The organism is Methylobacterium sp. J-068, from assembly GCF_022829445.1.
GTDB lineage: Bacteria > Pseudomonadota > Alphaproteobacteria > Rhizobiales > Beijerinckiaceae > Methylobacterium.
Window position 1 is genome coordinate 14,168 of record NZ_JAKSXY010000026.1, and the last position, 12,987, is coordinate 27,154.

10 protein-coding genes are annotated in these 12,987 nt (G+C 68.5%); 2 read left to right on the forward strand and 8 right to left on the reverse strand.

The window, feature by feature from the left end:
- Positions 1 to 110 precede the first annotated feature (110 nt).
- From MKK54_RS01880 to urtA, 8 genes are all read right to left on the reverse strand, one after another.
- Complete coding sequence (locus MKK54_RS01880; RefSeq protein ID WP_244008808.1) at positions 111 to 1,163, reverse strand: aliphatic amidase; 1,053 nt, start codon at positions 1,161 to 1,163, stop codon at positions 111 to 113.
- A 176-nt stretch (positions 1,164 to 1,339) separates the two neighbouring features.
- The gene (locus MKK54_RS01885; RefSeq protein ID WP_244008827.1) at positions 1,340 to 1,657 is read right to left on the reverse strand and encodes an FmdB family zinc ribbon protein; all 318 of its coding nucleotides are present in this window, start codon (positions 1,655 to 1,657) and stop codon (positions 1,340 to 1,342) included.
- 191 nt (positions 1,658 to 1,848) lie between these two features.
- Positions 1,849 to 3,078 carry a formamidase gene (gene fmdA, locus MKK54_RS01890; RefSeq protein ID WP_244008809.1) on the reverse strand — a complete coding sequence of 410 codons (1,230 nt, stop codon included), beginning with the start codon at positions 3,076 to 3,078 and terminating at the stop codon, positions 1,849 to 1,851.
- Positions 3,079 to 3,228: 150 nt separating this feature from the next.
- Positions 3,229 to 3,918: an urea ABC transporter ATP-binding subunit UrtE gene (urtE, locus tag MKK54_RS01895; RefSeq protein ID WP_244008828.1), complete on the reverse strand. Its 690-nt coding sequence runs from the start codon at positions 3,916 to 3,918 to the stop codon at positions 3,229 to 3,231.
- 74 nt (positions 3,919 to 3,992) lie between these two features.
- Positions 3,993 to 4,778 carry an urea ABC transporter ATP-binding protein UrtD gene (gene urtD / locus MKK54_RS01900; RefSeq protein ID WP_244008810.1) on the reverse strand — a complete coding sequence of 262 codons (786 nt, stop codon included), beginning with the start codon at positions 4,776 to 4,778 and terminating at the stop codon, positions 3,993 to 3,995.
- An 8-nt stretch (positions 4,779 to 4,786) separates the two neighbouring features.
- On the reverse strand, positions 4,787 to 5,944 hold the full coding sequence (gene urtC, locus MKK54_RS01905; protein ID WP_409564111.1) for an urea ABC transporter permease subunit UrtC: 1,158 nt from the start codon (positions 5,942 to 5,944) through the stop codon (positions 4,787 to 4,789).
- A gap of 4 nt (positions 5,945 to 5,948) precedes the next feature.
- Positions 5,949 to 6,875 carry an urea ABC transporter permease subunit UrtB gene (urtB, locus tag MKK54_RS01910; protein ID WP_244008812.1) on the reverse strand — a complete coding sequence of 309 codons (927 nt, stop codon included), beginning with the start codon at positions 6,873 to 6,875 and terminating at the stop codon, positions 5,949 to 5,951.
- A 163-nt stretch (positions 6,876 to 7,038) separates the two neighbouring features.
- Positions 7,039 to 8,298: an urea ABC transporter substrate-binding protein gene (gene urtA / locus MKK54_RS01915; RefSeq protein ID WP_244008813.1), complete on the reverse strand. Its 1,260-nt coding sequence runs from the start codon at positions 8,296 to 8,298 to the stop codon at positions 7,039 to 7,041.
- Positions 8,299 to 8,660: 362 nt separating this feature from the next.
- On the opposite strand from urtA, the gene MKK54_RS01920 reads away from it, so the two are divergent.
- Positions 8,661 to 12,032: an ATP-binding protein gene (locus tag MKK54_RS01920; RefSeq protein ID WP_244008814.1), complete on the forward strand. Its 3,372-nt coding sequence runs from the start codon at positions 8,661 to 8,663 to the stop codon at positions 12,030 to 12,032.
- On the forward strand, positions 12,025 to 12,930 hold the full coding sequence (locus tag MKK54_RS01925) for a response regulator transcription factor (RefSeq protein ID WP_244008815.1): 906 nt from the start codon (positions 12,025 to 12,027) through the stop codon (positions 12,928 to 12,930). The genes MKK54_RS01920 and MKK54_RS01925 overlap by 8 nt, the downstream gene beginning before the upstream one ends.
- The last annotated feature ends 57 nt before the right edge of the window (positions 12,931 to 12,987 follow it).

The window sequence follows — 12,987 nt, forward strand, 5'->3', positions numbered from 1 at the left end:
GGAGATGCGGGGGGCCGGTGCGTCCGGCCTATCGGCCCCCCCGACGCGGGCGCGGCCGGTCCCGCACGCGCGAAACCGGCATCGTCGGGCAGGCATCGTCCCGCGGGACCTCACGCCGGGTCGGGCGGCCCGTCCCCCGTGCCCACGAAGGGAATCCCCTCGATCGGGCATTCCTCGGTGCCGACGCTCTGACGGGTGATGGCGCGGACCGCGTCGCGGGTGGCGTCGGGGTCCTCGATCCAACGGCGATAGAAGTCGTAGGGGCATTCGGAGAGGCCGTGGCGATTCTCCTTCGAGGCGATCATGCCGGTGTAGCCCCGGTGGAGCAGCTTGAAGAGATGGTTCTCCGATTGCCCGTGCGCGCGGGCATCGCGGATCAGGAACTTCGAGAGGGCGGCGTACTGGATGCCCATCTCCTCCTCGCCGCACTCGCCGAGGGTGCGCCCGTCGAAGCCGACGATCGCCGAGTGGCCGAAATAGCTGTAGACGCCGTCGAAGCCCGCCGCGTTGGCCACCGCCACGTAGGTGTTGTTGGCGAACGCCATGGCCTTCGACATCAGGATCTGCTGCTCCTTGGCCGGATACATGTAGCCCTGGCAGCGGACGATGAGTTCGGCGCCCCGCATGGCGCAGTCGCGCCAGATCTCGGGGTAGTTGCCGTCGTCGCAGATGATGAGGCTGACCTTCAGGCCCTTCGGGCCGTCGGAGACGTAGGTCCGGTCGCCCGGATACCAGCCCTCGATCGGGGTCCAGGGCATGATCTTGCGGTACTTCTGCACGATCTCGCCCTGGTCGTTCATCAGGATCAGGGTGTTGTAGGGCGCCTTGTTCGGATGCTCCTCGTGCCGCTCGCCGGTGAGCGAGAACACGCCCCAGACCCGCGCCTTGCGGCAGGCGGCGGCGAAGATGTCGGTCTCCGGCCCCGGGATCGTGGTGGCCGTCTCGTACATCTCGGCCCCGTCGTACATGATCCCGTGGGTCGAGTATTCGGGGAAGATCACGAGGTCCAAGCCCGGCAGGCCGGACTTCATGCCGACGAGCATGTCGCCGATCTTGTTCGCGTTCTCCAGGACTTCCGCCTTGGTGTGGAGGCGGGGCATCTTGTAGTTCACCACCGCGACGCCGACGCTGTCGGCGCTGGACGAGATGTCTCCGTGCATCATGGCGTCGGTTCCTCAGGGTTTCCGCATCTTTCCTCCCCCCTCTGCGGGGGAGGGTGGGCCTCGCGTCAGCGAGGGTCGGGAGAGGGGAGCGCCGTATCCGGAAGCGTCGCTCCCCTCTCCCGACCCGCTTCGCGGGCCACCCTCCCCCGCAGAGGGGAGAGGGGGTGTTGGCGGTGTCAGTGGCTGATCATCCACGGCCGCGCGTTGGGGAAGCTCTTGGCAGCAGCCGGTTGCTTTGGTTTCGCGGCACCCGAGCAGCAGCCGCAGCCGGCCCCGTGCCCGGACGATTTGCGGGGCGCGTGCTGGCTCCGCTCGTTCGTGGCGAAGGCCTTGCGCCGGCCCGCATCCATGGAGGCGAGGTTGGGCGCGTTAAGAAAGGCGCGCCCGCACGCCGTCCCGCAATCGGGGCAGTCGTGCGGGTCCCGGAACTGCGCCATCGGGCGCAGCACCGTGAACGGCCCGCAAGTGTCGCAACTGTAATCGTAGACGGGCATGGAGACGCTCCCGAAGCCTGAAGCATGAAGCCAGCCCGCCACGCCAGTGAGGGGCACGACCGTGCTCCCTCTCCTGAAAGGAGAGGGTTGGGGTGAGGTGTGGGACATCTCCGAAAAGGTCACACACCTCACCCTGTCCCTCTCCTTCCAGGAGAGGGGACCCGCGCCCGATCCGACGCGCGGGCGTACCCTCAAAGGTCCGGCGAGAGCGGCATCTGGATCGAGCCGTCGAGGAACTTCGTCGGTCCGTCCGCACCGGGATTGATGTCGAACTCGAAGATCTTCGTCGGAATCCACAGGGTCGCGCAGGCGTTGGGGATGTCGACCACGCCCGAGATGTGGCCCTGGACCGGCGCGGTGCCGAGGATCGAGTAGGCCTGCGCGCCCGAATAGCCGAACTTCTTCAGGTACTCGATCGCGTTGAGGCAGGCCTGGCGGTAGGCCACCGTGACGTCGAGGTAGTGCTGCTTGCCGTACTCGTCGACGGAGACGCCCTCGAAGATGAGGTGGTCGTCGAATTTCGGCGTGATCGGCGACGGCTTGAAGATCGGGTTCCTGATCCCGTACTTCGACATGCCGTCCTTGATCAGGCTGACCTTGAGATGGACCCAGCCCGCCATCTCGATGGCGCCGCAGAAGGTGATCTCGCCGTCGCCCTGGCTGAAATGCAGGTCGCCCATGGAGAGGCCGGCACCCGGCACGTAGACGGGGAAGTAGATCTTCGAGCCGCGCGACAGGTCCTTGATGTCGCAATTGCCGCCGTGCTCGCGCCCCGGCACCGTGCGGGCGCCCGTGGCCGCCGCCTTGTCGCGGCCCTCGCCCTTGAGCCGGCCCATATGGGCGGTGGGCGCGAAGGGGAGGGTAGCGAGCGCCGGAACCCGGTTGGGGTCGGTGTCGAACAGGGCCTTCTCGCGGGTGTTCCAGGTCTCCAGCATCTTCGGGTCGGGCAGGCAGCCGATCAGGCCCGGATGGATCAGGCCGGGGAAGCGCACGCCGGGGATGTGGCGAGACTTCGTGAACATGCCCTCGAAGTCCCAGATCGACTTCTGGGCCAGGGGGAAGTGCTCGTCGAGGAAGCCGCCGCCGTTCTTCTTGGAGAAGAAGCCGTTGAAGCCCCACTGGCTCTCGGGCTTGGCGCCGATGTCGAGGAGGTCGACCACGAGGAGGTCGCCGGGCTCGGCGCCCTCGACGCCGATCGGGCCGGACAGGAAGTGGACGATGGAGAGATCGATGTCGCGCACGTCGTCGGCGGAATCGTTGTTCTTGATGAAGCCGCCGGTCCAGTCGTAGGTCTCGACGATGAAGTCGTCGCCGGGGTTGACCATGGCCACCATCGGGATGTCCGGGTGCCAGCGGTTGTGGACCATGTCGTTGTCGTAGGCCGATTGCGTGAGATCGACCTTGATCAGGGTCTCTGCCATCGTCACGTGCTCCCTTCCCTAGATTCGGGACTTGCCCTGGTTCGGGACTTGCCCTGACTTGAGGACATGCGTCCCCGTTCGCGCGGGCCGGTTGCTGGCCCCGCAAGTGGTGTGTTCGGCAGTGGCGATGGGGGCAGCGCCCCCGGACGCTCAGACGGAGAGGAAGCGCGCCACCTGGGCCTCGTCGATCTCGGCGCGCGCGGCCTCGTGCACGATCGCGCCGTTCTCGATGACGAGCACCCGGTCGGCGACGTCGAGGGCGAAGCTCAGCACCTGCTCGGAGACCACGATGGAGAGGCCGCCCGCGTCGCGGATCGCCTTCAGGGTCCGGCCCATCTCGCGGATGATCGAGGGCTGGATGCCCTCGGTCGGCTCGTCGAGGAGCAGCACCTTCGGCCGGCTCGCCAGCGCCCGGGCGATGGCGAGCTGCTGCTGCTGGCCGCCCGAGAGGTTGCCGCCGCGCCGGCCCTTCATCTCCAGCAGCACCGGGAACATCTCGTAGAGCTCGCCCGGCACCCGGCGCTCGTTCGTGACGGTCAGCCCCGTCTCGATGTTCTCCTGCACGGTCATGGCCGAGAAGATCATCCGGCCCTGCGGCACGTAGGCGAGGCCGCGCGCCACGCGCTGGTGGCTCTTCAGGCCGCCGACCTCGACGCCGTCGACCCGGATCGAGCCGGATTTCACCGGCACGATACCCATGAGGGTCTTCATCAGGGTGGTCTTGCCCATGCCGTTGCGGCCCATCACGGCGACGATCTCGCCGGGCGCCACCGCGATGTCGAGGCCGTGCAGCACCTCGCTCTGGCCGTAGGCGGCGTGGAGGTCGCGGATCGCCAGCATCGGCTCGACGCCGGCCTGGATCGGGGGGACGGCGGAGGATGTGGGCGCGGTCTGCAGCATGGGGCCGTTCCTCCTCAATGGCCGAGATAGACTTCGATGACCTTGGGGTCGTTCTTCACCCGCTCCATCGAGCCCTCCGAGAGGACCTTGCCCTGGTGGAGCACGGTGACCCGGTGGGCGATGTCCTCGACGAACTTCATGTCGTGCTCGATCACCAGCACCGAGCGGCCCTTGATGATCTCGTTGAGGAGTTCGGCGGTCTTGATGCGCTCGCCGACGCTCATGCCGGCCACCGGCTCGTCGAGCATGAGGAGTTCGGGGTCCTGGATCAGCAGCATGCCGATCTCGAGCCACTGCTTCTGGCCGTGGCTGAGGAACTCGGCCCGCTCCAGGAGCTGGTCCTTGAGGAAGATCATGCTCGCGACCTCCTCGATGCGGTCGCGCACCTGGGCGTCGCGCTTGAAGGTGAGGGCGCCCAGCACCGAGCGGCCGCGCGGATAGGAGATCTCCAGGTTCTCGAACACCGTGAGATCATCGTAGATCGACGGCGTCTGGAACTTGCGCCCCACCCCGGCCAGCACGATGGCGCTCTCGGAGAGCTTCGTGAGTTCCTGACCCTTGTACTTGATGGAGCCGGAACTGGCCTTGGTGCGGCCGCAGATGAGGTCGAGCACCGTGGTCTTGCCGGCCCCGTTGGGGCCGATGATGACCCGGATCTCGTTGGGATCGACGTAGAACGAGACGTCGTTGACCGCCTTGAAGCCGTCGAAGGAGACGGTGAGCCCCTCCACCGCCAGCAGGAAGTTCTTCTCCGCCGGGTCGGCCCCGATGAGGTGCGAGGGCAGGATGGCTGCGTTCATCGGGGCTCCTACTCGGCCGCGTGGGGCAGGGCGACGGCGGGCGCGGGCTCCAGGGCCTTCACGCGCCGGGTCAGGCGGGGCTCGACATAGGTCCGATAGATCCCCGCCAGACCGTTGGGGAAGGCCAGCACCACGGCGATGAAGAGCGCGCCGAGGCCGAAGAGCCAGAGCTCCGGAAAGCTCTCCGAGAAGGTGGTCTTGGCCCAGTTGACCAGCAGCGTGCCCCAGACGGCGCCGAACAGGGACAGGCGCCCGCCGACGGCGGCGTAGATCACCATCTCGATGGAGGGCACGATGCCGACGAACGAGGGCGACATGAACCCGACCTGCAGGGTGAACATCGCACCCCCGATGGCGGCGAACACGGCGGCGAGGCAGAACGCGAAGGTCTTGAAGCTCGCGACCTGGTAGCCCGAGAACCGGACCCGGTCCTCCTTGTCGCGCATGGCGAGCAGGATGCGCCCGAGCTTCGAGCGCTTCACGTATTGCGCGAACAGGATGCAGGCCACGAGCAGGCCGCCGTTGACGAAGTAGAGGATGTTGTGGGCGCTGTCGGTGCGGATGTCCCAGCCGTGGAGGGTGCGAAGATCCGTGATGCCGTTGATGCCGCCGGTATAGCCCTGCTGGCCGACGATGAGGATCGTCAGGATGGCGGCGATGGCCTGGGTGATGATGGCGAAGTAGGTGCCGCCGACGCGCCGCCGGAACATGGCCGTGCCGATGACGAAGGCGAAGAGGGCCGGCACCACGAGCACCGCCAGGATGGTGAAGGGCAGGCTGGTGAACGGCTTCCAGAACCACGGCAGCGCGGTGATCTGGTTCCAGTCCATGAAGTCGGGGATGCCCGGCGTCGATTGGATCTTCGTGTTCTCGATGCTGGAGGCCTCGAGCTTCAGGTACATGGCCATGAGGTAGCCGCCGAGGCCGAAGAACACGCCCTGGCCCAGCGACAGGATGCCGCCGAAGCCCCAGCAGATGACGAGGCCGAGCGCCACGAAGGAATAGGTGAGGTACTTGCCGACGAGGTTGAGCCGGAAGGCGTCGAGCAGCATCGGCAGGACGAGGAAGATCACGGCGGCGAGGAGCGCGAGGCTGATCCACTCCATGGGCTTCATGAAGGGGTTGTCGTGGACGTTCGAGGCAGGGGAGCGGGTCATGTCGGGCATCTCCTCAGCGCCGGACCTTCAGGGTGAAGAGACCCTGCGGCCGCAGCATCAGGATGCCGACGACGGACAGCAGCGTGATCACCTTGGCGGTGGAGCCGGACAGGAAGAATTCGAGGGTCGACTGGGTCTGCGAGATCGAGAAGGCCGAGGCGATGGTGCCGAGGAGCGAGGCGGCGCCGCCGAAGACCACGATCAGGAAGGTGTCGACGATGTAGAGCTGGCCCGAGGTCGGCCCCGTCGAGCCCACCATGGTGAAGGCCGAGCCCGCGATGCCCGCGATGCCGCAGCCGAGGCCGAAGGTGAGGCGATCGACCTTTTCCGTGTCGATGCCCACCGCCCCAGCCATGGGCCGGTTCTGCACCACGGCGCGGACCTGGGCGCCGAAGCGCGAGCGGTACATCAGGAGCGCGACGCCGGCGGTGATAAGGAGGGTGACAGCCATCACGAACATGCCGTTGATGGGGATCTCGATGGTGTCGGTGACCTGCACCGAGCCGATGAGCCAGGCGGGGAGCTCGACGCCGACCTCGCGGGGCCCGAAGATCGTCCGGTAGGCCTGCTGCAGGATGAGCGACAGACCCCAGGTGGCGAGCAGCGTGTCGAGGGGACGCTTGTAGAGGTGGCGGATCAGCGCCCATTCCACCAGCATCCCCAGTGCGCCGGAGGCCAGGAAGGCCAGCGCCATGGCGACGAAGAAGTAGGCGGGGAACAGGGCGGGCAGGTGGGTCTGGAAGAAGCCCGAGCAGAGATAGGTCATGTAGGCGCCGAGGATCATGAACTCCCCGTGGGCCATGTTGATCACGCCCATCTGGCCGAAGATAATCGCCAGCCCGAGGGCCATGAGCGTGTAGACCGAGAACAGGATCAGCCCGGCGAAGCCCTGCATCACGAAGATCGAGCTGAGGTCCGTGAGGGAATAGTCGCCGAGCATGTCTTGTGACCTTCCGAGGAATGCGGCCATCGCTTTGCAAGCATCGGGCCGCCGAGGGCGGACGCGGCCCTCTCGAAGGGCTCGCGACAGGCTCCCTCTCCTGCAAGGAGAGGGGACCCGCGGAAACTTCGAAAAACCGACCCGTCCGCTAGCGGCGCAAGTCTTACTGGTAGCCCTTCGGGAAGGGGTTCGGCTCGATCAGATCGGGGCTCTCGTAGACCACCTCGAACTGGCCCGTGGGCAGGGCCCGCGCGACGCGGGTCTTCGACCAGAGGTGATGGTTCGGGTGGATCTTGACGTAGCCTTCCGGCGCTTCCTTGAACTCGATGCCCGGAGAGGCGGCGACCACCTTGTCGACGTCGAACGAGCCGGCCTTCTCCACGGCCATCTTCCACAGGAACGGCCCGAGATAGGCGGCCTGGGTGACGTCGCCGATGACGGTCTTCTCGCCCCACATCTTGTGGAAGGCGGCGACGAACTTCTCGTTGTTGGGGTTCTTGAGCGACTGGAAGTACTTCATGCAGGAATAGGCGCCCGCGATGTTGTCGCCGCCGATGCCGTCGATCTCGTCCTCGGTGACGGAGATGGTGAGCAGGGTCTGCTTCGAGAGGTCGATGCCGGCCGCTTTCAGCTGCTTGTAGAACGCCACGTTCGAGCCGCCGACCACGTCGGTGAAGATCACGTCCGGCTTGGTGAGCTTGAGCTTGTTGATCACCGAATTGAACTGCGTGTGGCCGAGCGGGAAGTATTCCTCACCCACCACCTTGGTCTTGAGCACGTTCTCGATGTGCTTGCGGGCGATCTTGTTCGAGGTGCGCGGCCAGATGTAGTCCGAGCCGATGAAGAAGAACGTCTTGGCGCCCTTCTCCTTGGCGACCCAGTTCAGCGATTCGAGGATCTGCTGCGTGGCCTCCTGACCGGTGTAGATGACGTTCTTGGACTGCTCCAGGCCCTCGTAGAAGGTCGGGTAGTACAGCAGGCCGTTATACTGCTCGAAGACCGGCAGCGCGGCCTTGCGCGAGGCCGAGGTCCAGCAGCCCATCACGGCGGCGCAATGGTCGTTGACGAGGAGCTTCTTCGCCTTCTCGGCGAAGGTCGGCCAGTCGGAGGCGCCGTCCTCCTGGATGACCTTGATCTTGCGGCCCAGCACGCCGCCGGCCTCGTTGATCTGCGCGATCGCGAGCTTCTCGGCCTGGATCGAACCGGTCTCGGAGATCGCCATCGTGCCGGTGGCCGAGTGCAGGATGCCCACCGTCACCTCGGTGTCGGTGACCGCGAGGCCGGTGGTGTTCACCGCCGAGGTGGGAGGCGCGGCCGCGAAGCTCGTGCGCGGCAGCAGCGCGATCGCCGGAACGCCGGCGAGCCCCATGAGAAGCCTGCGCCGCAGCGCCGATTGCAGGCCGTTGCCCTTGTCCTCTGCCATCGTGCCCAAAACCCCTGTCGGTCGTCGCACGGCGCATCGGACGGCCGTGGATCGACGAGGGGAAGGCTAGGCCGCGTTGTGCAATGCGGTCGATACGCTGTTTTGCGTATGTCGGGCGCCCGCGCGCCGGGCCATGCTGGCGAACTTTTCGCGATTCCCCACGGCGCCGGGTCCGTCGGCCCCGGAACGACCGCTCCGCCCATGGGCGCGTCCCACGGGGCGGGGGTGGGGCGGCCCTGCCCACGGGGCATGGTCTTTGCTAAGGTGTGGAACGGCGGGGCATCGCGGCCCCGCCCGCCATCGGACGGACCGGGACGCCGCGCGCTCCCGCGCGCCGCATGGTAGCGTCCGCGCCGAACAGTATGACCGAGCACCAGCGCATCCTCCCGATCCGGCGCGACTACAACCGCCTCGTGGCCGACGAGACGCTGGAGGATTATGCCCTTCGCTTCACCGCCAAGAAGGCGCGGCGCTGGTCGGGGTTCCGGGTGGCGCAGACGGCGCTCGGGGCGCTCTCCTTCCTGGCCCTGGAGGCGATCGGCGGCACCCTGGTGCTCACGGTGGGCTTCACCAACACGCTGGCGGCCCTCCTCGTGGTGAGCGCGATCATCTTCGCCACCGCGACGCCGATCAGCCTCTACGCCGCCCGCTACGGCGTCGACATCGACCTGCTCACCCGGGGCGCCGGCTTCGGCTATATCGGCTCCACCGTGACCTCGCTGATCTACGCGAGCTTCACCTTCCTGTTCCTGGCCATCGAGGCCGCCATCATGGCGCTGGCGCTGGAACTCTGCTTCGGCCTGCCCCCAAGTCTCGGCTACCTCGTGAGCGCGCTGGCGGTGATTCCGCTCGTGGTCTACGGCATCACCCTGATCAGCCGGTTCCAGATCTGGACCCAGCCGATCTGGATCGTCCTCAACCTGGTGCCGCTCGCCTGCATCGTCTGGGCGGGCGACGCGCCCGTGGCGGCCTGGCTCAGCCATCCGGCCGCGGACGGGGCCGGCGGCTTCGATTGGGCGAAGTTCGGGCTCGCCTCCGGCATCCTCCTCGCCCTCCTGGCCCAGGTCGGCGAGCAGGTCGACTTCCTGCGCTTCGTGCCGGCCCGGGAACCCGGACGGGAGGGGCGCTGGTGGGCGGCGGTGCTGGGGGCGGGCGGCGGCTGGATCCTGCCCGGAATGCTCAAGATCCTGCTCGGCTCCTTCCTCGCCGTGCTGGCGCTGGCGCACGGGGTGCCGGCCGAGCACGCCGCCGAGCCGACCCGGATGTACGCGGTGGCCTTCGGCTACGTGGTGCCCTCGCCCGCCGCCGCCGTGGCGCTGATGACGCTGTTCGTGGTGGTGTCGCAGCTCAAGATCAACGTCACGAACGCCTATGCGGGCTCGATCGCCTGGTCGAACTTCTTCTCGCGCCTGACCCACAGCCATCCGGGCCGGGTGGTCTGGCTCGTCTTCAACGTCGCCATCGCGCTGCTGCTGATGGAACTGGGCATCGACAAGACCATCGTCAGCACGCTCTCGCTCTACGCCGTGGTGGTCTCGGCCTGGGTCGGGGCGCTGGCGGCGGATCTCGCCGTCAACAAGCCGTTCGGGCTGTCCCCTCCCGGCATCGAGTTCAAGCGCGCGCATCTCTACGCCATCAACCCCGTCGGCACCGGCGCGATGGCGGCGGCGATCCTCACCGGGTTCGTCGCCCATGCGGGCTGGCTCGGCACGCCGGCCGTGCCCTTCGCGCCGATGCTGGCGCTGGCCGTGGCGTTCGCGAGCGCCCCCGCCATCGCCTGGGCGACGGGCGGGCGCTACTACCTCGCCCGCAGCCCGCGGACCGACTGGCACGGGGCCTCCGAGATCACCTGCCGGGTCTGCGAGCACCCGTTCGAGCCCGAGGACATGGCCCAATGCCCCGCCTACGGGGGGCCGATCTGCTCGCTCTGCTGCTCGCTGGACGCCCGCTGCGGCGACCTGTGCAAGCCGCACGGACGCCTGGAGGCGCAGGCGCAGGGGCTGCTCGCCCGCATCGCTCCGGCCCGCACCGCCGCCTGGATCGGCGCGCCGCTGGGGCGCTACCTCGCCCTGATGCTGACGCTGGTGGCGGCGATCGCCCTCATCCTCGGCATCGTGCATGCGGGGGCCAGCGCCGAGCATCCCGAGCACCGGGCCGTCCTCGGCGCGGCGCTGACCAGCGTCTTCCTGATCCTCATCGTGATCCTGGGCATCGTCGCCTGGCTCTTCGTGCTGGCGCAGGAGAGCCGCCGGGTCGCCCTGGAGGAGACCGCCCGCCAGACCGGCCTCTACCAGGCCGAGATCGAGGCTCACAAAGTCACCGACGCCAAGCTGCAGCAGGCCAAGGAGATCGCCGAGGCCGCCAACCTCGCCAAGAGCCGCTACGTCGTCGGGATCAGCCACGAGTTGCGCACGCCGCTCAACGCGGTGCTGGGCTATGCGCAACTGCTCGAAGGGGACCCCACCATCCCGGCCCCGCGCCAGAACGGCATCCGGGTGATCCGGCGCTCGGCCCAGCACCTCTCGGGCCTGATCGACGGCCTCCTCGACATCTCCCGGATGGAGGCGGGGCGCCTGCAGATCCACCGCAACGAGGTGCGGCTGACCGAGTTTCTCGACCAGATCGTCGACATGATCCGGCTCCAGGCGCAGGGCGCCGCCCTCGCGTTCCGCTTCACCCGGCCGGATTCCCTGCCGGCGGTGGTCGCCACCGACGAGAAGCGCCTGCGCCAGATCCTGCTCAACCTGCTCTCGAACGCCATCAAGTTCACGCCCGAGGGCCACGTGGCGCTGGAACTGACCTATCGCAGCCAGATCGCGGTGTTCACCATCCGCGACACCGGCCTCGGCATCCGGGAGGCCGACCTGGAGCGCATCTTCGAACCCTTCGAGCGCGGCTCGATGGCGGCCGCCCGCTCCACGCCCGGCACCGGGCTCGGGCTCACCATCGCGCATCTGCTGGCGCAGGTGATGGGCGGCGAGATCACCGTGGAGAGCGAGGTGGGGCGCGGCACCTGCTTTCGCCTGCGTCTCATGCTCGCCTCGGTGGCGCGGCCGAAGCCCGTCCTGGCGGCGCAGGCGGGCGCCCCGGCGCGGACCTATGCGGGTGCCCGCCGCACCATTCTGGTCGCCGACGACGATGCCGCCCATCGCGGCCTGATGCGCGACATCCTCGAACCCCTCGGCCTCGTGGTGCTGGAGGCCGCCGACGGCCCGGCCTGCCTGGACCTAGCCGCGACGCGCCCGCCCGACCTGTTCCTCCTCGACATCGCCATGCCGGGCATGAGCGGCTGGGTGCTGGCCAAGGCCCTGCGCGAGGCCGGCCACACGGCCCGCATCGCGATGATGTCGGCCAACGTGCACGAGATCAGCCCGTCGCGCGGCGACGACGCCCCCCACGACGCGATCATCGCCAAGCCCTTCGACCTGCGCGATTTCCTGGAATGCATCACCGGCCTGCTCGGCCTTGCCTGGACGGCGTCGGAGCCGGCCGCGCCTCCCGTTTCCGACCCCATGCCGGCCTCGAAGCCCGGCGCGGGGGATGTCGCCGACCTGCTGCGCCTCGTGCGGATCGGCCACGTGCGCGGCATCGAGGCCAAGCTCGCGGAGATGGAGGCGCGGACCGGGGCGCCGATGGCGTTCATTGCCCGGATGCGGGAACTCGCCGCGACCTTCGACCTGCGCCGCGCACGCGCCGTGCTGGAAGGCCTGACGGAGGCCGCCTCCGATGAGTGAGGCGCAGCGCGACGTCGTCCTCGTGGTCGACGATTCCCCCGAGACCCTGAGCTTCCTGACCGAGGCCATCGAGCGCTCGGGCGCCACCGTGCTGGTGGCGGTGGCGGGCGACCTCGCCCTGGCGCTGGTCGAGGAGGTCACCCCCGACGTGATCCTGCTCGACGCGATGATGCCGGGCATGGACGGATTCGAGACCTGCCGCCGCCTCAAGGCCCGGGGCCACCTCGCCCACGTGCCCGTCATCTTCATGACCGGCCTGTCGGAGACCGAGCACATCGTGAAGGGCCTGGAGGCGGGCGGAATCGACTACGTCACCAAGCCCATCGCGCCCGACGAGATCCTGGCCCGCATCCGGGTCCATCTGGCGAGCGCCCGCGCGGCGCAGAGCGCGCGGGCCGCCCTCGACACCACCGGGCGCACCCTGTTCGCGGTGGACCGGGCCGGGCGCGTCCAATGGTGCACGCCCCAGGCGGCGCGCCTGCTCGGCGGCTTCACCGAGCCCGGCGCCCCCTTGAGCCTGCCGCCGCAGGGCGCCGCCTGGCTGCGCGCCTGCCTCGCCGGCGCGAGCCCCGCCCTCACCCTCGCCGACCGCGCGGGCGCGGTCCACACGCTGAGCTTCATCGGCGGCAGCGGCGACGAGATCCTGCTGCGGCTGGCGCGGGACGGCACGGAGGCCGGGCTGGAGCGTCTGCGCGCGCGCCTGCGCGTCACCGGCCGCGAGGCGGAGGTGCTGCTCTGGCTCTCGCGGGGCAAGTCGAGCCGCGACATCGGCGAGATCCTGGGCCTCAGCCCGCGCACGGTGACGAAGCACCTGGAGGGCATCTACGCGAAGCTCGGGGTCGAGAACCGCACCGCCGCCTCGGTCATCGCCGCGCGCCACCTGCAGGACCTCGACTGAGGCCGGACGACGCCCCGGCGCGATCCGCGTCCGGCGGCGCGGGAGAGGCGGATATTT